The organism is Bradyrhizobium pachyrhizi, assembly GCF_001189245.1.
GTDB lineage: Bacteria > Pseudomonadota > Alphaproteobacteria > Rhizobiales > Xanthobacteraceae > Bradyrhizobium > Bradyrhizobium pachyrhizi.
In genome coordinates, this window is the sequence record NZ_LFIQ01000076.1 from 138,954 (window position 1) to 161,746 (window position 22,793).

Sequence of the window (22,793 nt, forward strand, 5' to 3'; positions counted from 1 at the left end):
CTTCTGCCTTTGGCACGAGCGCAACGTCCTCACCGCCCAGCGAGCCGTAAACGTAAGGCTCCTGTCGGTTGCCGGTAGCTTGCAGGACATCATCGCGGACGAAACCGAAAGCCCTGCGCAGGTCCAGTCCAGGCTTTGCGATATATTTCACCAGCGCCGTCGCGTAGGGGCTGTTCTTGCTGTTGCCGTCGAGCGCCGTCAGTCCGGCCTTCGCCGCAAACGCGATCAGCGTATTGGATACGGCGGGTTCTACCCGTGCGAGCCCGCGGCTGATCGCGCGCGAAGCGACGGTTCGCTTCATGGTGTCGGCGAATGGATTGTTGCGGCAGGCGTCAACGATCACGACGCGCAGCTGCTTCGCGGGCTCGATGGCCAGCAGGACACGATCGAGCGAGAAGGCCTCGTCATAGATATCGGTGTCGCGTTCAAGTCTGGCATCCGTCGGGATCAGATAATTCGTCCCGTCGATCTCGATTCCGTGACCTGCATAATAGACGATGGCGATGTCTGCATCGCGAGCTTGATCGGCGAAATCCCTCAGTGCCCGCCGCATGTCGCTCGAGGTCAGGTTCAGCCGAGACTCCACCAAATCGAACCCGGCGCCCTTCAAGGTCGCGGCGATAGCGGTGGCATCATTGGCAGGATTCGGAAGTAGTGGCGCATTTTGATAGTTCGAATTTCCGACCACCAAAGCCACTCGCTTCGTTGCCCAGGCTGGCTGAGACGCCAGGAGAACTGAAGCAGCAACAACAACAAGAACTCGGAGGAGCGTGTACAAGCGCATGGCGAACGTCCAAAAATCGGCTCGAAACAACCGCAGCTTTATCGAAGGTGGCCGCGCGCAAACTCCACTGCATCAAGCGTGACGGGCGCCGGCATACCTCCGTAGAGAACAAATCTGAGTCCAATCCATTCCTGATGTTGTCGTCCGGGGCAGCGAGATTGTTCAAGGATACACCGAAGCGTGTAGGGCCGATGGTACACGGCCGAACAAATGTCAGTCGACATGTAAGATATTGAAATTGCTGTATTTTATCCTTAGCGCCGGAATGGCCGGCAGTGCCGGCATTCGGCTGGGCTTCGCCAGGCGAAGTTCCATCTCTCGATAGTGATCTCGGAATTGAACTCGCATGCTCAGGCGATGCTCGTGCAGGATCGTCAGGGTGTGACGGCCACGTCGTTAGTCTCGGTGGCATCGACAAGGTTCAGCCCGTCCGTCTCGGCTGTTTGTCGCAGCCGCGGGCCACTTCCATAGGAGCGCGAACTGCGTCTATCTGGAAGCAACGCCGGTCCGTTCGAGCTGAGACGTGCGAGTCCCGAAGGAACCGAAATCTGCGTACTCGGGATCTAGCCGTCGACGTGTGGACGCCCACCGCAGGTGTCGTCGAAATCTATAGCGTTGGAGACGCACATGTCTATTCCGCTGAAAATCTACATTACGCCATTTGCCGAGAAAGGTGTCGCCGAGCCGCAAAAATGGAGTGGCGAGACAGCCAAAAAGGCACTGGATGTAGTCAATAAGATCTGGGCGAAGGCCAAGATCGCGTTCGTGATCAATGATTACGTGGAAGATAAGCCGCTCGATATGGCGAAGAGCGCGCGCAACAATGATCAGCGCGTGCTGGATGTTCTCAGTTTCCGGCATGCTCCCGACAATGCAGTCCACATCTATCTCGTCAATCCGATAGTCAATCTCTCGGCCGGTGGCGGCTCCTACCTTCATAGCGATCCCGAGCCGGCAAGTTTTGTCCAATGGTATGGCAATGATTTTGCCAACGGACGCGCGTGGGCGCATGAACTGGGGCATTTGATGAGTCTAGACCACGTCGACGTAGATTACGCCGATGAGAAGCAGGCCGCCCTGCGCAGCAACTTGATGACGAAGGGATTGAGCGTGGGAAGCGATTTGACCAGTCAGCAGATCAGCACGGCCAAAAGTTCAAAACTGGTGAAGCGATTTGGCGGCTGACCTTGGAACCTCCTGCTGCAGACTTCCATGAAACCGTTTACAGCCGGCCCGATCGCTCGTTCGCCCGCCACCCGCCGGAGAGACGCCATGCCCAGGATCGATCTTGCAAACGTGCCGGAGCGCAAGGGGACCGGCTATCCGGCGGAGTTCGCCGCGCCGTGCGCCGAGCGGGTGCGGCAGCGTCTCGGTGATGCCGGCGGGCTGGCCGACTTCGGCGTCAACCTGATGCGGCTGCCGCCCGGCAACTGGTCGAGCCAGCGCCACTGGCATTCGGATGAGGACGAATTCGTCTATGTGCTCGCGGGCAAAGTGGTGCTGGTGGAGGACGGCGGCGAGACGGTGCTGCGCGCCGGCGATTGCGCGGCGTTTCCGAAGAACTCCGGCAACGGGCATCATCTGATCAACAGGTCGCAGATGACGGCGACCTATCTCGAGGTCGGCTCGCGCTCGGGTGCCGACGTCATCACCTGCTCCGACATCGACATGATGAGCCCGAGCTCCGACGGCCGCTTCCTGCACAAGGACGGCACGCCGTACGAATAGCCCCGCCTGTCGCGCCGCGCACGAAATCGGGCGTTGCGGATTGGCCGGCGAAGGACCAATGTTCCGGCGAGGAGCTTTGGTCGCGTCCATGCCGGAATGGTATTTCATCTGGGTCGACGGTCCGCGCGGACCCGAGCCGCAGAAATGGTCGTCGGACGCGCTGTGGGGCCAGCTGGCGCGTCAGGATGTGATCGTGCGTTTTCCCCTGAGCGATCGCGAGGCCGAATTGTCGCTCGACCAGCTCGCAAGGCTGCACCCGGTGCCGCAGTGAGCTGCGCCGCAGTTCTTTCCGTCGACGTTCAATCCGCCGGGTTGAACGTCAGACCGAAGATCGAAGCCGGGCGTTGCGACCTCGGTCAGGAACGCGGCGACGAACATCTTGCCCAGCACGTGCTTGGCCGCCGGCGTACCGGCCTTGAGCCGGCCGGCGCGTGTGGCTTCTGCGAACTCGGCAAGCGTCGGTGCCGCAAGGCTCGTGTCGGGTGTGATGCGCGGCGCCGTCGCCGATGCGCTGAGCAGCACGCCGGCATAGTAGAGCCGGGTGAGCGCGCGGACATGTGCGAGCCGTGCGCGCAGCGCCTCGTCGAGCGGGCGGCCGAGCCAGGTACGATGTAAGATGTGCTCCAGCTCCGGCGTCCTCGCCAGGCTGTCGCCGACAATCGCAAGGTCGACCAGCGGATCTGTGCGATAGGCGGATTCCCAGTCGACCATCCAGAGCCTGTTGCCGTCGAACAGGATGTTGGCGGGGAGCAAGTCGTTGTGGCTCGACACCGAGTTGGCCTCATCCCAGGCATAGGCCGCGCGGATCCGCGCGAGATGCGCGTCGCAGCGGTCGAGCACGCCGGGTGCGAACAGACCGGTGCGGCCGACATGGGCCCATAGCCGGGCCACGATGTCGGGGTAGCGCACGAAGGCGGGAAAGGCCGGCGTCGCCTGCAGGCGCGCCAGCAATTCGCCGAGCGCCTTCGCCAGGGCCGGCAGGCCGCCGGGATAGCGGCCGAGCGGCTGCCGCTGCACAAAATCCATCACCGCGACGCGCGAGGCCTCGTCGACATAATGGAGTCGCGGCGCGATGCCGGCCTCGGCGGCGATCCTGAGCGACACATACTGAAACGGATTGCGCAGCGGACTCGGCATTCCTTCGATTCGGAGCAAATAATTCTCGCCACCTGAACCGATCCGGAACAATTGCGCCGACGTTGCGCCGCCCGAGACCGATGTGACGGCCTCGATCGCGGCGGTGCCGATCACCTGATGCAGTGCGGCATGTGCTGCGTCGCGCTGTGCCGGCGGAAGTTTATCGAGAGCACTCATGCGCAAGAAGTTAGCATGGCCGCTATGCGTGCCCAAAATCGCGTTGATGCAGCGTTCGCGATCTATTGCTGGAAGCGCACGACGAAGCGTGAAACAATGCTGCAAAAATCATGTTGGGAGAGAACTTGATGTCGTTCGAGCGGGAGTTGCATTGCGCCGTTGCGTGCCGATCATCGATCGCGTTGCCATTATTCTGCCTGATCAGCACGTTCGGAGTGATGCATAACGCCGCCGCGAACGAGTCCTTGCAGATTGTGGACGCGCGCGTGCCGGCGGTCGACAAAGCGGGCGGGGACCTTCCGTTGACGATGACGATCAAGAACGAGGCCGACAGCGCCGATGCGCTGCTTCGTGTCCGCTGCCCGGTTGCGAATTTTTCCGAGCGTCATACTGTGGATCGCGGCGAGGGCGCACCGGCGATGCGCTCGATATCCAATATACCAGTGCCGGCAAAGGCAATGCTCGAGCTGAAGCGTGACGGTTATCACGTCATGCTGCTGCAGATGCGTCAGGCGCTCACGCCGGGCGAGACCTTCAAATGCGCGATCGTTTTTCAGAAAGCAGGCACCATCGAGACGGAGGTACAGGTCCAGAAGTGACCTCACACAAGTGACTCAAGAAGACGGCGGGTGGTGCACAGCCATGCGCCGGGACTCAAGGCTTCTCGCGTGATCGCCCGTGTGTGACGGGCGGTTCGATCAATGAAGAATGCTAGATCCGGAGGAAATGAACTCATGACAAGGTTGAATTGGGTAAAGTCACATATGCTCGCCGCGGCAGTAGCATCCGCAGCGACCTTCGCGGGCTCTTTCGCGCTCGCCGACGATGTCGGCCAGGACCGTCTGCTCAATGCTGACAAGGAAGCAGGCAACTGGCTGCACCACCACAAGAACTATGCGGCGACGCGCTTCTCGTCGTTGGCCGATATCAACAAGGACAACGTCAAAAACCTCAAGGTCGCCTGGACCATGCATCTCGGCGGCGTCGAGGGCGGCGGAATCTGGTCGCATGGCGGCCTGGAGGGGACGCCGATCGTCGAGAACGGCTTCATGTATGTCACCGACGGCTGGGGTTCGGTCTACAAGATCGATGCGCATGGCGGCAAAGGCGTGCTGCTCTGGAAGATGGATCCGAAGACCGACCACGACTGGGCCGGCGCGGTCGCCTGCTGCGGCGTCGACAACCGCGGCGTTGCATTGTGGGGCAACCTCGTCGTCTCGCACACGCTCGACGGTCGCCTGATCGCGACCAACAAGGAGACCGGACAGGTCGCCTGGCAGCGCCAGGTCGCCGATCCCGACAAGGGCGAGGTGATCACCGGCGCACCGCTGATCGTCAAGGACATGGCGATTACAGGCGTGGCGGGCGCCGAATACGGCATTCGCGGCTGGATCGCCGCGACCGACCTGAAGAGCCAGAAGGAAGTGTGGCGCACCCACACCATCCCGGGCAAGGACGAGGCCGGCCACGAGACCTGGAAGGACGACAAGGACGCCAAGGCAAGCGGCGGCGGATCGACCTGGGTCACCGGCAGCTTCGACCCGTCGACCAACACCATCGTCTGGGGCGTCGGCAATCCCGGACCGGACTGGGATAATGAATACCGGCCCGGCGACAACCTCTACACCGATAGTTCGCTTGGTCTCGATGCCGACACCGGCAAGATCAAGTGGCACTACCAGCACACGCCGAACGATCCCTACGACTATGACAGCGTGGCGGAGAACGTGCTGGTCGACGTCCCCGGTCCGAACAACACGACGCAGAAGCTCGCGCTCGAGGCCGACCGCAACGGCTTTGCCTATGCGATCGACCGCAACAGCGGCAAGTTCATCTGGGGTCTGCCGTTCGTCAAGAAGGTGACCTGGACCAAGGGGCTCGATCCCGAATCCGGCAAGCCGGTGGAGTATGATCCGAAGCAAGGCGTGCAGCGCTACAACGCTGCGGTGACGCCAAGCCGCACCAACAAGGTGACGGACATCTGCCCCGGCAACATGGGCGGCAAGAACTGGCCGCCGACCGCGTATAATCCGAACCTGAAGCTCTGGTACATCCCGGTGATCGAGAGCTGCAACCGGATCACGGTCGAGGAGACGACGCCTGACAAGTTGAAGAAGCGCGAGTTCTTCACGGGCGGCGGACCGAGCCAGCCGGTCAAGATCACCGGCAGCGTCACCGCGATCGACGTCACCACCGGCAAGGTGGCAGGGAAGGCGGAGACCGAATTCCCGAACCTCGGCGGCATCCTGGCAACGCCCGACCTCGTGTTCTCCGGACAGCCGTCCGGCGAGGTGATCGCCTATGACGCGAAATCGCTGCAGCAACTCTGGCAGTTCAACACCGGCGGCGGCGTCAATGCGCCTCCGATGACGTTCTCGGTGGACGGCAAGCAGTACGTCGCGATCCTGGTCGGCCTCGGCGGAGCCTGGGACAAGTGGTTCATCGATGCCACGCCCGAGCTGAAGCGGATGCAGCCGGGCTCGATGCTCTACGTGTTCGCCCTCTGACGTCGCAAGCGCGGGAGGTCTCTCACCGAGGCCTCCCGCGTCGAGTTGGCCGAGAAAGACAAGAAACAAAACAAATGAAAAAAAATTGGCTGGTTGGCGCGTGGCTCGGCTGCGCGCTGGTGATGGGATTTATCGGTACCGCGCAAGCTCAGTCGGCGAGCGATCCCACCGATGCGGGCAAGGCGGTGTTCAAGCGCGGCAATTGCGTCGGCTGCCACAAATGGCACGGCAATGGCGGCGGCGGCTATGGCGGCGACGCGCTGTCGCTGCGCAAGACCGAGCTGACCCGCGAGCAGATCATCGAGACCGTGACGTGCGGGCGGCCGGGCACCGGCATGCCGTTCTTCGTGCGCGGCTCCTACGATACCACGAAATGCTATGAGATGACCCGGCAGGACGTCGCGGACCGCATGCCGCCCGAAGCGAATGTGTTCCTGCGTCCGAACGAGATCGAGGCCGTCGCCGACTACGTGCTCGCCCGCGTCAAGGGCAAGGGCGAGCCGACCTACGATGAATGCATCGCGTTCTTCGGCGATGGCTCGCGGGTCTGCAACATCTACAAGGAGGCCGGCCACGCCGCCGCGCCGTCCGACCAGAGCGAGAAGGCAAAGCCATGAGCAAGCAAGGATCGGCAATCCGTGGCTTGGTCTTCGCTGTCACCGTCACGGCAGCGGTGCCGGCGATGGCGACCGCGGGAGACCTGCGCGACATCAGCGTCGGAATGGCGATCAGCAGCGTGCCGGACGCGGGCTACATCAACCTGACCTGCGTCGGCGAGAAGACCCACAGACTGGCCGACTGGGCGCAGTGGCAGGCTTGCCAGGCCGGACCGGACCGGCTGCGCAGCATCCGCTTCGAGTATGATCGCGAGAGCGGGCGGGAAGGCACCATGGTCGGCGGCCATCCCGCGATCCTCACCGTCATGATCGACAAGGACGCCAAGATCGCGGCGCTGATGATCGAGACCGATCCGAAGGCGCGGCTCTATCTGCGCAAGAAGGCCTTCCTGCTCGGCCTGCAGGCGAGATCGCGCTATGGCGAGGACGGCTGGACCTGTTCGAAGGCACAGCCGGGCGCCGACAAGCAGGAGGTCGGCGGCGTATTTGTCGACGAGAAATGCACCAAGACGATCGACGGCCGCACGGTCGAGATCGAGCGTCATCTCTATCGCGAGCCGAACAAGGAGTTGAAGGACATGACCGACGAGACCCGGATCACGATCCGCCGCGCCGGGTCCTGAGCGTGATGAGCGATGCGTTCCGACCTCTCCCCGCAGGCGGGGCGAGGTGAAGCGGAGTCCGGTGCTCGCGACTCGAAGCAAGATCATCCTGCTTCAGTGCCGCGCCAGCAGCACCACGATGATCAGGGCCAGGATCGCGCACAGCACCTTCCAGAAGGTCACGGGATCGCGGTCGTGCAGCGATTTGCGGGTCGTGACGGCGGGGCCGGCCCAGGTCGCGCCGTTTTCCAGTTCGTGCGCGAACTCGATGGCATCGCCGAAGCGTTGTGCCGGGTCGACGCTGAGCGCCTTGCCGATCACCGCGTCGAGCCAGGCCGGCAGGTCCGGCCGGTAGCGCGACAGCGGCGCGGGCTTGCCGAAGCGCGGCCGCGAGAACGGCTCGATCTCGCCGAACGGATAGTTCGCGGTGAACATGCGATAGACCGTGACGCCGAGCGCGAACAGGTCGGAGGCCTCGTCGCCGGCCTTGCCGCCGAATAGCTCGGGCGCCATGTAGCTCGCGGTGCCCGGAATGTCCTCGGCGGGAAAATCCTCGAGCAGCGGCACCCGCGCGACGCCGAGGTCGACAAGGCGCAACCCGCCGTCCTTCAACAGGATCACGTTGTCGGGCTTGATGTCGCGATGGATGATGCCGGCGCGGTCACCGCGCTGCACCGCGCGCACCAGTTTGGTCGCGATCGCGATGCCGTCGGTGAGCGACAGCCGCGGCGCGCGGCCAAGCCGCTGCTCGAGCGTTTCGCCCTCGTAGAGCGGCATCGCCGAATAGAGCCTGGTCTGCCGCTCCGCCGGCACCTCGATGATTTCGCCGATCCAGAGGCTGCGCACGCGCGCGGCGACCCACGCCTCGCGCACGAAGGCGAGGCGGTAGGAGCCTTCGCTCGCGACCCGCGGATGTGGAAACTTCAGCACCACTTCGCGGCCGGCGCGCTTGTCGGTCGCCTTGAACAGGCGGCTGTAGCGTCCGTCGGACAGGACGTCGCCGAGGCTGAAATCGTCGATCGTATCGCCGGTCACCGGCAGATCGAGGATCGGCAGCGTCGCGATCGCGTGCGTAAGATCGTCGCGATCCGCCGGTGGCAGGTCGACGACGTCGAGCACCAGCGCGGTCGTGTTGTCGCTGCTGCCGGCCGCGAGCGCGGCATCGACGATGCTGCGCGCCGACTCGTCGGGCGGCGTGCGCTCCTCCAGCAATTGCTGGAGGCGCAAATCGCCGAGCGTGCCGTGAACCCCGTCGCTGCAGATCAGCAGGCGGTCGTGCTGACGGAGCCCGAGGGACGTGTAGTCGAAGCGGGCGAACTCCTCGAAACCGATGGCGCGGCTCAGCATGTGGGCGAGGTCGCCGCGGCCGGCGATATGGTCCTGCGTCAGGCGTTCCAGTCGGCCGTCGCTCAGGCGATAGGCACGGGTGTCGCCGATATGGATCACATGGCATTGCCGCCGCGACAGGATGATCGAGGAGAACGCGCAGGCCATGCCGCTGCGCGCGGCATCGACGCGGCCCTGGCCGTAGATCCAGCTATTGGCGGCTTCCAGCGCCCGCGCTGCGCGGCGGCGGACGCCGAGCGTCTCGGGCAACGAATAATAGGCGTCGATGAAGCTGCGGACCGCGACCTCCGCGGCCTCGCGTCCGCCCTTGTGGCCGCCGACGCCGTCGGCGACCGCGGCCACGACATCGCGATGCAGCGTGCCCGGCTGGCCCAAGCAGGCCGCGACATAATCCTCATTGGCGGCGCGCTTGCCGGTCTCGCTCGCGAAGCCGACGCGCACCCCCAAGTCCCGTTGCGAACCGTTCGCCACGTCCGAGCCCCGTCACGTTGCGGAGCGGGGTCCTCAGACGCGCGCTCCCGATACCGCGCCCCAGGTGGTGCGCCAACGGACCTTGACCATGGCAAGTCCGATGAAGCCAAGCAACGCCAGCCCGCCGAAGAAGAGGAAGCCGGCGCCGAAGCCGCCGGTCATGCCCTTGGCGGCGCCGAGCGTCTGGGCAAGGAAGAAGCCGCCGACGCCGCCGGCGCAGCCGACCAGCCCGGTCATCAGGCCGATCTCGTGACGGAAGCGCAGCGGGATCAGCTGGAACACCGCGCCGTTGCCCATGCCGAGCGCCAGCACGCCGATCGAGAACAGCAGCACCGAGATCCAGGCAATGCGCGGCAATTCGGTCAATGCCCAGCCGGCCTGCGTCGGCGCCGTCGGGCCCTCCGGCATGAAGGCGATGACGAGATAGGCGGCGACCACGACACCGAACAGGATCGACAGCGAACGAATGCCGCCGATCCGGTCGGCGATCATGCCGCCGACGGGACGGAATCCCGAGCCGAACGCGACGATCAGCGCGACCAGCATGCCCGCCGCGACGCCGGAGACATGATACTGCACGGTGAAATAGAGCGGCAGCGCGTTGGCGAGGCCGACGAAGCCGCCGAAGGTGATGAAGTAGAAGAACATGAACCAGCGGCTGTCGGAATCCTTCAGCAGTGCGCCGTAGGCTTGCAGCGAGACCTTCTTACGCTCGCCCGGCGCGTCCTTGGCTGCAAACGCGTAATAGGCGAGCACCATCAGCATCGGAATAAGCAGGCAGCCGAATACGGCCTGCCAGCCCCAATGCTCGGCAATGGTCGGCGCAAGCAGCGTGTCGAGCACGACGCCCATATTGCCGGCACCGGCGATGCCCATCACCACGCCCTGATATTGCGGCGGATACCAGCGGCTCGCCTGGGGCAGGGCGACGGCAAACGAGGCGCCGCCGACGCCGAGCGCAAGCCCGAACAGCTCGATCGCGAGCTTGCTGGTCAGCCCGAAGTGCCACACTGCAGCAGTCGCGGCGATCACGACGAGCTGGGCGATGATGCCGGTGCGCTTGGCGCCGATGATGTCGGCGAGAATGCCCATCGGCACCCGCAACAGCGCGCCGGCGAGCACGGGAATGGCAACGAGGGTGAACTTCTCGTTCACGGCCAGATTCATGTCGCGCGCGATGTAGACGATCAGCGGTCCAAGAGCGACCCACGCCATGAAACTGATGTCGAAGTACAGGAACGCGGCAAGCAGTGTCGGCCAGTGACCTGCCTTCTTGAACTCGGCTAGCTTCATCGCAAGCATCTCGCGTTGATGCGGCGGAGGCAGCCGCAAAAGCGCGGCCATCTCGGGCGCAGACAAATGGAATGTTGGTGAATGGTGAGTGCGCTCGTCGTTGAGACGCACTCCGTCAACAGCTGTGGTCAGCAATTACCGTGCCATCGATCCGGCCGCGTCGCTTTGCCGTGCAGTCGCAAGACGTTGCCACGCAATCGCGGACAGCGTTCCGCCGCCGCGCGTGCCGTGGCTTGCGGCAGGTGCCGCCGCGCAAACGCGCAGGCTGGTGCTTTTTTGTGCGATGCGCCAAGTCCGTGCGATCGCGCATCAAATGCGATTTCGCGATTGCCATCACGGCCCGCGATGCTGTGATGCACAAGAGATCATCGGCGTGGCTAAAATTTCGGCCGGCTGTCGGCGCAGCGCGCGGACTGACGGATTTTGATCGGCCGGAAACCTCTTGATTTTGCAGCCGGATTCGCCCGTCACGAGTTGGCACGCGTTTTGAATATCAATCAATAACGGAACATCGGTCGTCATCGAAGACGGTCTGCGCCCGCGGCTGGGCTTCCTACAACTCCAAACCTTTATCGGTGCCCATCAACGACGCACGCCGCGTCGCTGCGCAGCGCCGTCGGAATTGAAAGGCGGACCATGCTCGACAAAGTGACCAAGCAGAAGCTCGTGGTGATCGGCAACGGGATGGCCGGCATCCGGACGGTCGAGGCGCTGCTGGAGCGCGCCCCCGATCTCTACGACATCACGGTGTTCGGCTCCGAGCCCTACGGCAATTACAACCGCATCCTGCTGTCGCCGGTGCTCGCCGGCGAGAAGACCGTCGACGACATCATGCTCAACACCGTCGACTGGTACGAGGACAACAACATCACGCTGCGCAAGGGCGAGACGATCACCATGATCGATCGCCGCACCTGCGAAGTCGTCACCGAAGCCGGCGAGCGGGTGCCCTATGACCGCCTGCTGATCGCGACGGGCTCAAACCCGATCATGCTGCCGCTGCCGGGCAAGGACCTGCCGGGCGTGATCGGCTTCCGCGACATCTATGACGTCGATCGCATGATCAAGGCCTCGACCGACTATCGCAACGCGGTGGTGATCGGCGGCGGCCTGTTGGGCCTCGAAGCCGCCAACGGGCTGATGAAGCGCGGCATGAACGTCACGGTCGTGCATCTGCTCGACACGCTGATGGAGCGTCAGCTCGATCCGGTGGCCGGCGGCCTGTTGCGCAAGTCGCTGGAAGAGCGCGGCATGGTGTTCAAGATGCCGGCGCAGACCCAGGCCATCCTGGGCGAGGACCGCGTCACCGGCGTGCGGTTCGGCGACGGCACCGAGCTGCCGGCCGATCTCGTGGTGATGGCGGTCGGCATCCGCCCGAATTTCGAGCTCGCCAAGAAGGCCGGGCTGTACTGCGAGCGCGGCATCGTCGTCTCCGACACCATGCAGACCTATGACGGCCGCATCTACGCGGTCGGCGAGTGCGTGCAGCACCGCCGCCAGACCTACGGTCTCGTCGCGCCGCTGTTCGACCAGGCCAAGGTCTGCGCCAACCACCTCGCGATGAAGGGCTTTGCCACCTATGACGGCTCGGTCACCTCGACCAAGCTGAAGGTCACCGGCATCGACCTGTTCTCGGCCGGCGACTTCGCGCCGGGGCCGGACAAGGAGGAGATCGTGCTGCAGGACGCCAACCGCGGCGTCTACAAGCGCATCATCCTGAAGGACAAGAAGATCGTCGGCGCCGTGCTCTATGGCGACACCATCGACGGCCCCTGGTACTTCCAGCATCTGCGCGACGGCACCGACGTCTCGCATATGCGCGAGCGCCTGGTGTTCGGCGCCGCCAATCTCGGCGATGGCGGCGTCAGCGGCCAGAGCTCGGTTGCCGCGATGAGCGACGAGACCGAGATCTGCGGCTGCAACGGCGTCTGCAAGGGCGCCATCGTCAAGGCGATCAGCGAGAAGAAACTGTTCACGCTCGACGACGTCCGCGCCCATACCAAGGCATCGTCGTCCTGCGGCTCCTGCACCGGGCTCGTCGAGCAGGTGCTGGCGTTCACGCTCGGCGGCGACTATTCGGCGGCGCCGAAGGTCAAGCCGCTGTGCAAATGCACCGATCACAGCCACGACGACGTTCGCCGCGTGATCGTCGAGCAGCAGCTCAAGACCATTCCCGCGGTCATGCGCTTCATGGAGTGGAAGACCCTGAACGGCTGCCACTCCTGCCGCCCGGCGCTGAACTACTATCTGCTTGCGACCTGGCCGGGCGAATATCGCGACGACCAGCAGTCGCGCTTCATCAACGAGCGCGTCCACGCCAACATCCAGAAGGACGGCACCTATTCGGTCGTGCCGCGGATGTGGGGCGGCGTCACGACGCCGAGCGAGCTGCGCGCAATCGCCGACGTCGCCGAGAAGTTCAACATCCCGACCGTGAAGGTCACCGGCGGCCAGCGCATCGACCTGCTCGGCGTCAAGAAGGAAGACCTGCCGGCGGTGTGGGCCGACCTCAACGACGCCGGCATGGTGTCGGGCCACGCCTACGCCAAGGGCCTGCGCACGGTGAAGACCTGCGTCGGCTCCGAATGGTGCCGCTTCGGCACCCAGGATTCCACCGGCCTCGGCGTCAAGCTCGAGAAGTTCATGTGGGGCTCGTGGACGCCGGCCAAGGTCAAGCTCGGCGTCTCCGGCTGCCCGCGCAACTGCGCGGAGGCGACCTGCAAGGACGTCGGCGTGGTCTGCGTCGATTCCGGTTACGAGATCCATTTCGCCGGCGCCGCCGGCTTGCACATCAAGGGCACCGAGTTCCTGACCAAGGTCGAGACCGAGGACGAATGCCTCGAGGTGATCGTGGCGCTGACCCAGCTCTACCGCGAGGAGGGCTGGTATCTCGAGCGCATGTACAAATGGTGCGACCGCGTCGGTCTCGAGCAGATCAGGAAGCGGGTGGTCGACGACGTTGCGAACCGCAAGGCGCTGTTCGCCCGCTTTGGCTATTCGCAGCAGTTCGCGCAGACCGATCCGTGGGCCGAGCGTGCCAGCCGCGGCGTGGACCGCAACGAGTTCGCGCCTCTCGCCGAATTGGAGCTCGCATGACCCAGTGGATCGAAATCGGCGCATTGACCGACATTCCGCGGCTCGGCTCGCGCGTGGTACGCACGCCGGGCGGCAACATCGCGGTGTTCCGGACCGAGAGCGACGAGGTGTTCGCGCTCGACGACCGCTGCCCGCACAAGGGCGGGCCGCTGTCGCAGGGCATCGTGCACAACAAGCGCGTGACCTGTCCGCTGCATAATTTCGTCATCGAGCTGGCGAGCGGGCAGGCGGTCGCGCCCGACGAAGGCTGCACCCATACCCATCCGGCCAAGGTCGAGAACGGCGTTGTCTGGCTGTCGGTGCGGCAGGCGGCTGCGGTGAGCTGAGCGGCCGGGCATGTCCGTCAAGACCACGTGTCCCTATTGCGGTGTCGGCTGTGGCGTCATCGCGTCGAAGGACGCGGCGGGTGCCGTCACGGTCGAGGGCGACAAGCAGCACCCGGCGAATTTCGGCCGGCTCTGCAGCAAGGGCTCGGCGCTCGCCGAGACCATCGATCTCGACGGACGCCTGCTTGAGCCTGTTGTCGACGGCGCGCCGGCGGCGTGGGACGATGCGCTCGGTCGCGTCGCCGATGGCTTTAGCAGGATCATACGCGAGCACGGGCCCGACGCGGTCGCGTTCTATGTTTCCGGCCAGCTGCTGACTGAGGACTATTACGTCATCAACAAGCTCGCCAAAGGCTTCGTCGGCACCGCCAATATCGACACCAATTCGCGGCTGTGCATGGCCTCCAGCGTCGCCGGGCACAAGCGCGCGTTCGGCAGCGACACCGTGCCGGGCTGCTACGAGGATCTCGAGCAGGCGGACTTGCTCGTGCTGGTGGGTTCCAACGCCGCCTGGTGCCATCCGATCCTGCACCAGCGAATGCTGGCGGCGAAGGAGAAGAATCCGGCCTGCAAGATCGTGGTGATCGATCCGCGCCGCACCGCGACCTGCGAGGGCGCCGATCTGCATCTGCCGCTGCGCTCGGGCAGCGACTCCGTGCTGTTCAACGGGCTGTTCGCCTTCCTCGCCGGCAGCAACGCGGTCGACCGCGGCTTTGTCGGCAATTGCACGACGGGGATCGTCGACGCGCTCAAGCAAATCGGCGGCCAGACCGTCGCGCAGACCGCGGCGACCTGTGGCCTGACCGAAGGCGCGGTCGGGCTGTTCTTCGACTGGTTCACGCGCACCGAGCGCGTCGTCACGCTGTATTCGCAAGGCATCAACCAGTCGTCGAGCGGCGTCGACAAGGTCAACGCCATCATCAATTGCCACCTCCTGACTGGACGCATCGGCCGTCCCGGCATGGGGCCGTTTTCGCTGACCGGCCAGCCCAACGCGATGGGCGGCCGCGAGGTCGGCGGGCTCGCCAACCAGCTCGCCGCGCATATGGAGATCGAGAATCCCGCGCACCGCGAGCTGGTGCAGCGGTTCTGGCGTGCGCCAGTGATCGCGGAGAAGGCCGGGCTGAAAGCGGTCGACATGTTCGACGCGATCGCCGACGGCCGCATCAAAGCGGTGTGGATCATCTCGACGAATCCGGTGGTGAGCCTGCCGGATGCCGATCGCGCCCGCGCTGCACTCGACGCCTGCGAACTCGTCGTGGTGACGGATTGCATGCGCGACACCGACACCACGCGCCATGCCGACGTGCTGCTGCCGGCGCTGGCGTGGGGCGAGAAGGATGGCACCGTCACCAATTCCGAGCGCCGGATCTCGCGGCAGCGGCCGTTTCTCGCAGCGCCGGGCGAGGCGCGCGCCGACTGGCGCATCATCTGCGACGTCGCCGGTCGGATGGGATATTCGGGCTTCGACTACGCCTCGGTGGCCGAGGTGTTCCGCGAGCACGCCGAGCTGTCGGGCTTCGAGAACAGCGGCCGGCGCGATTTCGATATCTCGGCGCTGGCGGCGCTCGACGACGGCGCTTATGACGCGCTGGCGCCGGTGCAGTGGCCGGTGACATCAGACCATCCGGCCGGCACGCCGCGGATGTTCGAGAGCCAGCAATTCTTCACCCCGGACCGCAAGGCGCGCTTCGTCCCGGTGGCGCCGCGCGCGGCGCGCCACGCCACCAGCCGCGACTTTCCGCTGGTGCTCAACACCGGCCGTGTGCGCGATCAGTGGCACACCATGACCCGGACCGGCAAAACCGGCCGGCTGCTGGCGCACGTCTTCGAGCCCTATGCCGAGTTTCACCCGGAGGATGCGCGGCAGGCCGGGCTGCAAAACGAAGGTCTGGTGCGGCTGACCAGCAGCTGGGGCGAGATGATCGCGCGTGTCGTGGTCAGCGCCGACCAGCGCCGCGGCTGCGTGTTCGTGCCGATGCACTGGAACGCGGAGTTCGCCGGCGAGGGACGCGTCAACGCGCTGGTCAATCCGGCGACGGATCCGCTGTCCGGCCAGCCTGAGTCCAAGCACACGCCGGTCAAGGCCGATCCTTACGCGCCGAAATGGCACGCCTTCATCCTGAGCCGTGACGCGATCAGGCGTCCGGCAAGCGGCTATTGGGTTTACGGCAAGGCCGGCGATTGCACGCGGCTGGAGCTCGCGCTCGACACTCGCCCGGAGAGCTGGCGCGACTGGGCGAGGGCACAGCTCGGCCTCGAAGGTGTCGAGATCGAATGGCTCGCCTATCGCGATCCGGCGGCGGGACGCTTCCGCTACGCGGCGGTGCGCGACGGCCGGCTCGAGGGCTGCGTGTTCATCGCGCCCGATCACACGCTGCCGTCGCGGGCCTGGCTGACAGGGCTGTTCGCCGAACAGCAATTGTCGGCCAATGCGCGGATGTCGCTGCTGGCCGGACGGCCGTTCGGCGCGGGCGAGGATGTCGGTCCGATCGTCTGCTCCTGCTTCAGCGTCGGACGGCACCAGATCACCGCCGAGATCAGGAATGGCGCCGACAGCGTCGATGCGATCGGCCGCTGCCTCAAGGCCGGCACCAATTGCGGCGGCTGCAAGCCCGAGATCGGCAAGCTGATTGGCGCTACCGCACAGCCGCGGCAGGCGATCGCATCCTGAGCTGCCCTATCCGCTCGATGTCCGAGGCCTCTTTGAGCATGATCTTCTCGGAAAACCGCTTCGCACTTTTCCGGATCATGCTCTAGCAGCCGCGGCAGATGCCCTTCAGCTTGCTGTTGAGCAGGCGGTCCTCCTCATCCGAGGCTGCCTTGGTATAGGCATCGTTGCCGCGGCGTCTGTCCTCAGCAAATCCGCCGGCGCTATCGGCGCCGCCCGCGTGCATGCCGTGACTGTGCCCACCGCCATGGCCATGGCCGCCGTGCGCGTCCACCGGCGGCATTGCGGCCGCAAGCAGCGTCAGCAGCAGCCCGACCGTCGTGATCGTCCGCATGGTTTCTTCCTCGTCGCGGCAAAATACCGCTGACGCTGCGGCAAATCGGTGTCGGCCATCTTCACAATTTCGCGTGGCGGCAATCGCCCGATTCTCGCAGCCGGTTCCCCGGGGGTGCCCCCCGGTGCGTCGCACATAGGCCGTCCGGGGATGGCTTCATGCCGACAATGCAGTGCTCGCGACACTAAAATGGTGTATCGGCAGGCTCTGGCGCGCTCAAGAAACGGGCAGGACGCGGTCCGGCGCCGAATAATCAAGATATCGCAAGATTTGGAGGAAGGTTCATGTCGGCTCTGCCACTCTCGGGCATCAAGATTCTCGACCTGACGCGGGTGCTCGCGGGCCCGCTGTCGGCCCAGATGCTGGCGGATCTCGGCGCCGAGGTGATCAAGATCGAGCGGCCCGGCGGCGGCGACGACGCCCGCGCCTTCGGCCCGCCCTATCTCGCCGATCCCGAAGGCAAGCAGAACAACAACAACTCGTTCTACCTCTGCGCCAACCGCAACAAGAAGTCGGTCACCGTCAATATCGCCAAGCCGGAAGGGCAGGCGATCATCCGCGAGCTCGCCAAGACCGCGGACGTGATGATGGAGAACTACAAGGTCGGCGACCTCAAGCGCTACGGCCTCGACTACGAGACCATCAAGCAGCTCAACCCCGGCATCATCTATTGCTCGGTGACGGGTTTCGGCCAGACCGGACCTTACGCGCCGCGCGCCGGCTATGACGCGATTCTGCAAGCGATGGGCGGCCTGATGAGCGTCACCGGCCATATCGACGGCGAGCCCGGCGAGGGCCCGATGAAGGTCGGCCCCTCGATCGTCGACTACATGACCGGCATGAACACCTCGATCGGCATCCTCTCGGCGCTCTACCATCGCGACGCCAACAACGGGGAAGGGCAGCATATCGACGTCTGCCTGTTCGACACCGTGATCGCGTCGCTGTCGCACTGGCTGCAGATCTACCTCGTCAATGGCAAGACCCCGCCGCGCCGCGGCACCTGGGGCAATGGCGGCATGCCGGCCGGCGTATTCCGCTGCACCGACGGCGAGCTGATGCTGGTGGTCGGCAATGACGGCCAGTTCCAGCGCACCTGCGCCGTGCTCGGCGAGCCCGAGCTCGCGAACGACAAGCGCTTCGTCAAGAACAACGACCGCGTCGTGCACGGCAAGGAGATCATGGCGATCTTCGCCGGGCTGTTCCTGAAGCACCCGGTGGCCTACTGGCTGGAGAAGCTCGAGGAGGCCGGCGTGCCGTCGGGCCCGATCAACAATTTCGAGCAGGTCTTCAGCGATCCGCACGTGCAGTCGCGCGGCATGCGGGTCAAGGTCGACCATCCCTTCGAGCCCAACCTGTCGCTGATCCGCAACGCGCTGACCTTCTCGGGCACGCCGATCACCGAATACCGCGCCCCCCCGCTGCTCGGCGCCGACACCAAGGAAGTCCTGGCGACCATCGGCTATGACGACGCCAAGGTCGAGGGACTGAAGGCGCAGGGGATTCTGTAGGCGCTGACGTCGAGGCCGCGGGCGGTGGAGTTTCTCCGTCATCCTGAGGTGCGAGCTCTTGCGAGCCTCGAAGGATGAACAGCCCCGCTGGTGGCCGTCGACCCTTCGAGACGCGCGCAAGGGCGCGCTCCTCAGGGTGACGGGACCAGGGTCGTCATTCCGCAGCAACACTTCGGCCGATGTCGAACCATCATTGACATCCGCCTGTTAGATTGGCGCCATCGATCCCTCATCGAAGGTGCCAATCATGAAACGCGAAGTGGTCCGCGTCGAGCCGATCTCGAACTGGCTGGAACGCTGGAAGGCGCCGGCATCGGCGGTCACGCGCGCCGGCAACATGGTGTTCGTCTCCGGCCTGCCACCGTTCGATCCCGCAACCGGCGAGATCGCCGCCGGCGCGTCGATCGAGCGGCAGAGCGAGCTGGTGATGGAGCAGCTCAAGCAATGCCTCGAGGCTGCGGGTGCCACGCTCGACAATGTGATGAAGTGCAACGTGTTCTGCACCTCGGCAAAGCACTTCACAACCTTCAACGCAGTCTATGCAAGGTACTTCCCGCACCAGCCGCCGGCGCGGATCTTCGTCTGCATCCCGGAATGGACCGGGCCGTTCGACGTCGAGATCGACTGCATCGCGATGGTCTAGGGGCAGGGCGCCGTAGCGGCATCCTCGCTTCAGAGATCCTGCCGCGTCAGCCGCCCGTGCATCGCGACCGTTCGCGGCGCCGGCTTGCTCGGGACGTCGCCCATCGTCAGTGCCATCACCGAGACCGTGACCACGCGGTCGATGATGCCGCGGACGTCGTCGAGGTCGCATTTGCCTTCCGACAGCCGCAGCAGGCGTTCCTTCTCGCGGATGGTGTGGTGCGCCATCGCGAGCGCGAAGTGCAGGCCCCAATAGAGCTCGGTGTCGCTGCTCGCCGGCATCGCGCGGCGCATCGCGGCGGCGAACTTGCGCAAGTGATCGACCTCGCGATTCTTGATGCGGCGGATCGGCGGCACGGATTCGATCGAGGCGCGGATCATGAAGCGCGCCGCGGTCGAGCCCTCGCGATCCGGCCCGAGGCAGCCGCGCAGGGTGGGGCCGACGAGGGCGCGCATGATGTCCTCGATCGAAGCGCGGCCGCCGCCGTTTTCCTCCGCCGCCCGCAGTTCGTTGAGACGCTCGCGGTTGGTCTGGATGCTGCGGGTGACGAACAGCTCCGCGATCAATTCGTCCTTGGAGCCGAAATGATAGTTCACCGCCGCGAGGTTGACGTTCGCCTCCGCGACGATGTCGCGCAGCGTGACGTCGCCGAAGCCGCGGTCGGCATAGAGCCGCTCGGCGGCGGCGAGAATGGCGGATCGGGTCTGGTCGCTGGCCATGGCTGAGAGCCTCCGGTCATTCCGGGGCGATGCGCAGCATCGAACCCGGAATCTCGCTCCACAATTTCCGGATTCCGGGTTCAGCCCTGCGGGCTACCCCGGAATGACGAACGCGAGGTTGCATTTCAAACATTTGTATGAAACTATCGTTTGAAGAGCCGGAAATGTCAATCCGCTGATCACGGGCGGTCTTCCGGCACACCACCGCCGCCCTTCCGCGAACGCCCTTGCGAGCCGCGGGGGCGGGGTCAACAATGTCGACAAATGGCTACGGCCCAGGTCATCGGCCCAGGTCAGCGGCCCAAGTCTAGGAAACGAGGAGCGTCCCATGGATTTCACGATGTCGCCCAAGCAGAAGGAGTGGCTGGAGCGCGTTCAGGCCTTCATGAAAACGCATGTCCGCCCGGCCGTGCCGATCTACGAGAAGCAGGACGCCGAGGGCCCGCGCTGGAAGGTGATTCCGATCCTCGAGGATCTGAAGAAGAAGGCGAAGGCCGAAGGCCTCTGGAACATGTTCATGCCGCCGTCCTCACATGAGGACGACGAATTCCATGGCGCGGGATTGACCAATCTCGAATACGCGCTGCTGTCGGAAGAGATGGGTCGCATCTCCTGGGCGTCCGAAGTGTTCAACTGCTCCGCCCCCGATACCGGCAACATGGAAGTGTTCATCCGCTACGGCACCAAGGAGCAGAAGCGCAAATGGCTGCGCCCGCTGATGGACGGCGAGATCCGCTCCGCCTTCCTGATGACCGAGCCTGCGGTTGCTTCGTCCGACGCCACCAACATCGAGACCCGCATCGAGAAGGATGGCGATCACTACGTCATCAACGGCCGCAAATGGTGGTCGTCGGGCGTCGGCGATCCCCGCTGCAAGATCGCGATCCTGATGGGCAAGACCGACTTCAACGCCGCCAAGCATCAGCAGCAGTCGCAGATCCTGGTGCCGCTCGACACCCCCGGCATCAAGGTCGAGAAGATGCTGCCGGTGTTCGGCTTCGACGATGCGCCGCACGGCCACGCCCAGGTGCTGCTCGAGAACGTGCGGGTGCCGAAGGAAAACATCCTGCTCGGCGAGGGCCGCGGCTTCGAGATCGCGCAGGGCCGGCTCGGTCCGGGCCGCATCCATCACTGCATGCGCACCATCGGCCAGGCCGAGGAGGCGCTGGAGAAGATGGTGAAGCGGCTCGCCTCGCGCACCGCATTCGGCAAGAAGATCATCGAGCATTCGGTCTGGGAGCAGCGCATCGGCGATGCCCGCACCGACATCGAGATGAACCGTCTGCTCTGCCTCAAGGCCGCCGACATGATGGACAAGGTCGGCAACAAGACCGCGCAGGCCGAGATCGCGATGATCAAGGTCGCGGCGCCCAACATGGCGCTCAAGATCATCGACCAGGCGATTCAGGCCTTTGGCGGCGGCGGCGTCTCCGACGACGCAGGCCTCGCCCGTGCCTATGCCCACATCCGCACGCTCCGTCTCGCCGACGGTCCGGACGAGGTGCACAATCGCGCCATTGCCAGACTTGAACTTCGGAAGTATGCAAACACGTCGCACTGAGCATGATGCGGAACGCATGGCGTTCGCGCGCACATCGTGCTCAGAATGAAAAAGAGAGATCAGGCTGGCGTGCCAGCCTGATTGAGGGAGCGCCCCGACGCGCTCCTTGAAAAATCGAGTTGAGGGAGCGTCATCGTGGCGGACGGCGTCAGGAAAGACGAAGAATTTTCCGGCACAAGGGAAGTCGAGGAGCGCCATCGTATCAACGAGGCCAGTCTCGACGCCTGGATGAGGGAACACGTCGAAGGCTATCGGGGCCCGCTCACGGTCCTGCAGTTCAAGGGTGGCCAGTCCAACCCGACCTACAAGCTGGAGACCCCCGGCCGCAACTACGTGATGCGGCGCAAGCCGTTCGGTAAATTGTTGCCGTCGGCGCATGCGGTCGATCGCGAGTTCCGCGTGATCGCGGCGCTTGGCAAGCAGAATTTCCCGGTCGCAAAAGCCTACGCGCTGTGCACCGACGACGCGGTGATCGGCTCGGCCTTCTACATCATGTCGATGGAGGAGGGGCGGGTGTTCTGGGATCCGACGCTGCCGAGCCAGGAGCCCGACGCGCGCCGCAAGATCTTCGCCAGCAAGATCGAGACGCTGGCCAAGCTTCATCTGTTCAATCCCGAGACGATCGGCCTCGGCGACTTCGGCAAGCCCGGCAATTATTTTGCGCGGCAGGTCGATCGCTGGACCAAGCAGTACCGCGCCTCCGAAACCCAGCACATTCCCGAATTCGAGAAGCTCGCCGAGTGGCTGCCGAAAACCGTTCCGGAGCAGAAGCGCGTCTCGATCGTTCATGGCGACTATCGCCTCGACAACATGATCTTCCACGCCACCGAGCCGCGGGTGCAGGCGGTGCTCGACTGGGAATTGTCGACGCTCGGCGATCCCATGGCCGACTTCACCTACCTGTTGATGCAGTGGACCATGCCGGGCCTCGTCAATGCCGACCTCAAGGCACTGAACATTCCGAGCCAGGATGAGGCGGCGCAGATCTACTGCGACGTGACCGGCATCCCGGTGCCCGACCTGAACTGGTATTTCTCCTACAATCTGTTCCGCCTTGCGGGCATCACGCAGGGCATCGCGGGCCGGGTCCGCGACGGCACCGCGGCGAATGCCAAGGCCCTCGAGTCGGCCAAGCGCACCGTGCCGCTGTCGCAGGCGTCATGGGAATACGCGCAGAAGGCCGGCGCTACCTGATCCGAATGCGGCGCGGTCCCACAGGGTTCGCGCCGCTTCTCTTTCTACCTCGCCCCGCTTGCGGGGAGAGGTCGG

20 protein-coding genes are annotated in these 22,793 nt (G+C 64.7%); 13 read left to right on the forward strand and 7 right to left on the reverse strand.

The features are described 5' to 3' along the window. Nucleotides 1-784 (reverse strand): caspase family protein (locus AKL29_RS44900; protein ID WP_244482067.1); only part of this gene is annotated, 784 nt, incomplete at its 3' end. Between the two features lie 627 nt (nucleotides 785-1,411). Between AKL29_RS44900 and AKL29_RS15720 the strand changes: the two genes are divergently transcribed. Next, a complete protein-coding gene (locus AKL29_RS15720; protein WP_028335418.1) occupies nucleotides 1,412-1,969 on the forward strand; it encodes a zinc metalloprotease in 558 nt (185 codons plus the stop codon). Nucleotides 1,970-2,056: 87 nt separating this feature from the next. Next, nucleotides 2,057-2,512 (forward strand): cupin domain-containing protein, encoded by a 456-nt coding sequence (locus AKL29_RS15725; protein WP_050384812.1) that lies wholly within the window; start codon nucleotides 2,057-2,059, stop codon nucleotides 2,510-2,512. A gap of 180 nt (nucleotides 2,513-2,692) precedes the next feature. Here the strand turns inward: AKL29_RS15725 and AKL29_RS15730 are convergent, their stop codons facing one another. Then, the gene (locus tag AKL29_RS15730; RefSeq protein WP_050384813.1) at nucleotides 2,693-3,826 is read right to left on the reverse strand and encodes a phosphotransferase; all 1,134 of its coding nucleotides are present in this window, start codon (nucleotides 3,824-3,826) and stop codon (nucleotides 2,693-2,695) included. Nucleotides 3,827-3,954: 128 nt separating this feature from the next. On the opposite strand from AKL29_RS15730, the gene AKL29_RS15735 reads away from it, so the two are divergent. The 4 genes from AKL29_RS15735 to AKL29_RS15750 all read left to right on the forward strand — a co-directional run bounded on the left by AKL29_RS15735 (nucleotide 3,955) and on the right by AKL29_RS15750 (nucleotide 7,573). After that, entirely contained in the window at nucleotides 3,955-4,425 is a 471-nt protein-coding gene (locus AKL29_RS15735; protein ID WP_317247301.1) for a copper chaperone PCu(A)C, read from the forward strand. Nucleotides 4,426-4,560: 135 nt separating this feature from the next. Further along, nucleotides 4,561-6,333, forward strand: a complete 1,773-nt coding sequence (locus AKL29_RS15740; protein WP_244482069.1) for a PQQ-dependent dehydrogenase, methanol/ethanol family — start codon at nucleotides 4,561-4,563, stop codon at nucleotides 6,331-6,333. A 122-nt stretch (nucleotides 6,334-6,455) separates the two neighbouring features. Beyond that, entirely contained in the window at nucleotides 6,456-6,950 is a 495-nt protein-coding gene (locus AKL29_RS15745) for a c-type cytochrome (protein ID WP_035631104.1), read from the forward strand. Continuing rightward, nucleotides 6,947-7,573, forward strand: coding sequence for a hypothetical protein (locus AKL29_RS15750; protein WP_063779914.1), 627 nt, complete (start codon nucleotides 6,947-6,949; stop codon nucleotides 7,571-7,573). The genes AKL29_RS15745 and AKL29_RS15750 overlap by 4 nt, the downstream gene beginning before the upstream one ends. Before the next feature lie 93 nt (nucleotides 7,574-7,666). Here AKL29_RS15750 and AKL29_RS15755 read toward each other — a convergent pair whose 3' ends face one another. The 3 genes from AKL29_RS15755 to AKL29_RS41965 all read right to left on the reverse strand — a co-directional run bounded on the left by AKL29_RS15755 (nucleotide 7,667) and on the right by AKL29_RS41965 (nucleotide 11,185). Beyond that, nucleotides 7,667-9,340 (reverse strand): bifunctional protein-serine/threonine kinase/phosphatase, encoded by a 1,674-nt coding sequence (locus tag AKL29_RS15755; protein WP_193395219.1) that lies wholly within the window; start codon nucleotides 9,338-9,340, stop codon nucleotides 7,667-7,669. 63 nt (nucleotides 9,341-9,403) lie between these two features. Beyond that, entirely contained in the window at nucleotides 9,404-10,663 is a 1,260-nt protein-coding gene (locus AKL29_RS15760) for an MFS transporter (RefSeq protein ID WP_028335426.1), read from the reverse strand. Nucleotides 10,664-10,996: 333 nt separating this feature from the next. Further along, a complete protein-coding gene (locus AKL29_RS41965) occupies nucleotides 10,997-11,185 on the reverse strand; it encodes a hypothetical protein (protein ID WP_152977619.1) in 189 nt (62 codons plus the stop codon). A gap of 114 nt (nucleotides 11,186-11,299) precedes the next feature. Between AKL29_RS41965 and nirB the strand changes: the two genes are divergently transcribed. The 3 genes from nirB to AKL29_RS15780 are packed head-to-tail and all read left to right on the forward strand — an operon-like array spanning nucleotide 11,300 to nucleotide 16,759. After that, the gene (gene nirB, locus AKL29_RS15770; RefSeq protein ID WP_050384819.1) at nucleotides 11,300-13,759 is read left to right on the forward strand and encodes a nitrite reductase large subunit NirB; all 2,460 of its coding nucleotides are present in this window, start codon (nucleotides 11,300-11,302) and stop codon (nucleotides 13,757-13,759) included. Beyond that, entirely contained in the window at nucleotides 13,756-14,085 is a 330-nt protein-coding gene (gene nirD, locus AKL29_RS15775; RefSeq protein WP_028335429.1) for a nitrite reductase small subunit NirD, read from the forward strand. The genes nirB and nirD overlap by 4 nt, the downstream gene beginning before the upstream one ends. Nucleotides 14,086-14,095: 10 nt before the next feature. Further along, entirely contained in the window at nucleotides 14,096-16,759 is a 2,664-nt protein-coding gene (locus tag AKL29_RS15780) for a nitrate reductase (RefSeq protein ID WP_050384820.1), read from the forward strand. 82 nt (nucleotides 16,760-16,841) lie between these two features. On the opposite strand, the gene AKL29_RS15785 is transcribed toward AKL29_RS15780, so the two are convergent. Beyond that, entirely contained in the window at nucleotides 16,842-17,090 is a 249-nt protein-coding gene (locus AKL29_RS15785) for a hypothetical protein (protein WP_050384821.1), read from the reverse strand. Nucleotides 17,091-17,374: 284 nt separating this feature from the next. Here AKL29_RS15785 and AKL29_RS15790 point away from each other — a divergent pair, with 284 nt between their 5' ends. Further along, entirely contained in the window at nucleotides 17,375-18,601 is a 1,227-nt protein-coding gene (locus tag AKL29_RS15790) for a CaiB/BaiF CoA transferase family protein (protein ID WP_028335432.1), read from the forward strand. A 247-nt stretch (nucleotides 18,602-18,848) separates the two neighbouring features. Further along, on the forward strand, nucleotides 18,849-19,244 hold the full coding sequence (locus AKL29_RS15795) for a Rid family hydrolase (protein ID WP_028335433.1): 396 nt from the start codon (nucleotides 18,849-18,851) through the stop codon (nucleotides 19,242-19,244). Between the two features lie 29 nt (nucleotides 19,245-19,273). Here AKL29_RS15795 and AKL29_RS15800 read toward each other — a convergent pair whose 3' ends face one another. Continuing rightward, nucleotides 19,274-19,963: a TetR/AcrR family transcriptional regulator gene (locus tag AKL29_RS15800; protein WP_050384822.1), complete on the reverse strand. Its 690-nt coding sequence runs from the start codon at nucleotides 19,961-19,963 to the stop codon at nucleotides 19,274-19,276. Nucleotides 19,964-20,291: 328 nt separating this feature from the next. Here AKL29_RS15800 and AKL29_RS15805 point away from each other — a divergent pair, with 328 nt between their 5' ends. After that, on the forward strand, nucleotides 20,292-21,524 hold the full coding sequence (locus AKL29_RS15805) for an acyl-CoA dehydrogenase family protein (RefSeq protein ID WP_050384823.1): 1,233 nt from the start codon (nucleotides 20,292-20,294) through the stop codon (nucleotides 21,522-21,524). Nucleotides 21,525-21,659: 135 nt separating this feature from the next. Then, nucleotides 21,660-22,718, forward strand: a complete 1,059-nt coding sequence (locus AKL29_RS15810) for a phosphotransferase family protein (protein WP_050384824.1) — start codon at nucleotides 21,660-21,662, stop codon at nucleotides 22,716-22,718. Nucleotides 22,719-22,793: the final 75 nt, after the last annotated feature.

What these genes read in the sequence shown, in the direction of transcription:
- AKL29_RS15720 (WP_028335418.1), top strand. Translation starts at nt 1,412, where the DNA reads ATGTCTATTCCGCTGAAAATCTACATTACGCCATTTGCCGAGAAAGGT.
- AKL29_RS15725 (WP_050384812.1), top strand. Translation starts at nt 2,057, where the DNA reads ATGCCCAGGATCGATCTTGCAAACGTGCCGGAGCGCAAGGGGACCGGC.
- AKL29_RS15730 (WP_050384813.1), bottom strand. Translation starts at nt 3,826, where the DNA reads ATGAGTGCTCTCGATAAACTTCCGCCGGCACAGCGCGACGCAGCACAT.
- AKL29_RS15735 (WP_317247301.1), top strand. Translation starts at nt 3,955, where the DNA reads ATGTCGTTCGAGCGGGAGTTGCATTGCGCCGTTGCGTGCCGATCATCG.
- AKL29_RS15740 (WP_244482069.1), top strand. Translation starts at nt 4,561, where the DNA reads ATGACAAGGTTGAATTGGGTAAAGTCACATATGCTCGCCGCGGCAGTA.
- AKL29_RS15745 (WP_035631104.1), top strand. Translation starts at nt 6,456, where the DNA reads ATGGGATTTATCGGTACCGCGCAAGCTCAGTCGGCGAGCGATCCCACC.
- AKL29_RS15750 (WP_063779914.1), top strand. Translation starts at nt 6,947, where the DNA reads ATGAGCAAGCAAGGATCGGCAATCCGTGGCTTGGTCTTCGCTGTCACC.
- AKL29_RS15760 (WP_028335426.1), bottom strand. Translation starts at nt 10,663, where the DNA reads ATGAAGCTAGCCGAGTTCAAGAAGGCAGGTCACTGGCCGACACTGCTT.
- AKL29_RS41965 (WP_152977619.1), bottom strand. Translation starts at nt 11,185, where the DNA reads ATGACGACCGATGTTCCGTTATTGATTGATATTCAAAACGCGTGCCAA.
- nirB (WP_050384819.1), top strand. Translation starts at nt 11,300, where the DNA reads ATGCTCGACAAAGTGACCAAGCAGAAGCTCGTGGTGATCGGCAACGGG.
- nirD (WP_028335429.1), top strand. Translation starts at nt 13,756, where the DNA reads ATGACCCAGTGGATCGAAATCGGCGCATTGACCGACATTCCGCGGCTC.
- AKL29_RS15780 (WP_050384820.1), top strand. Translation starts at nt 14,096, where the DNA reads ATGTCCGTCAAGACCACGTGTCCCTATTGCGGTGTCGGCTGTGGCGTC.
- AKL29_RS15785 (WP_050384821.1), bottom strand. Translation starts at nt 17,090, where the DNA reads ATGCGGACGATCACGACGGTCGGGCTGCTGCTGACGCTGCTTGCGGCC.
- AKL29_RS15790 (WP_028335432.1), top strand. Translation starts at nt 17,375, where the DNA reads ATGTCGGCTCTGCCACTCTCGGGCATCAAGATTCTCGACCTGACGCGG.
- AKL29_RS15795 (WP_028335433.1), top strand. Translation starts at nt 18,849, where the DNA reads ATGAAACGCGAAGTGGTCCGCGTCGAGCCGATCTCGAACTGGCTGGAA.
- AKL29_RS15800 (WP_050384822.1), bottom strand. Translation starts at nt 19,963, where the DNA reads ATGGCCAGCGACCAGACCCGATCCGCCATTCTCGCCGCCGCCGAGCGG.
- AKL29_RS15805 (WP_050384823.1), top strand. Translation starts at nt 20,292, where the DNA reads ATGGATTTCACGATGTCGCCCAAGCAGAAGGAGTGGCTGGAGCGCGTT.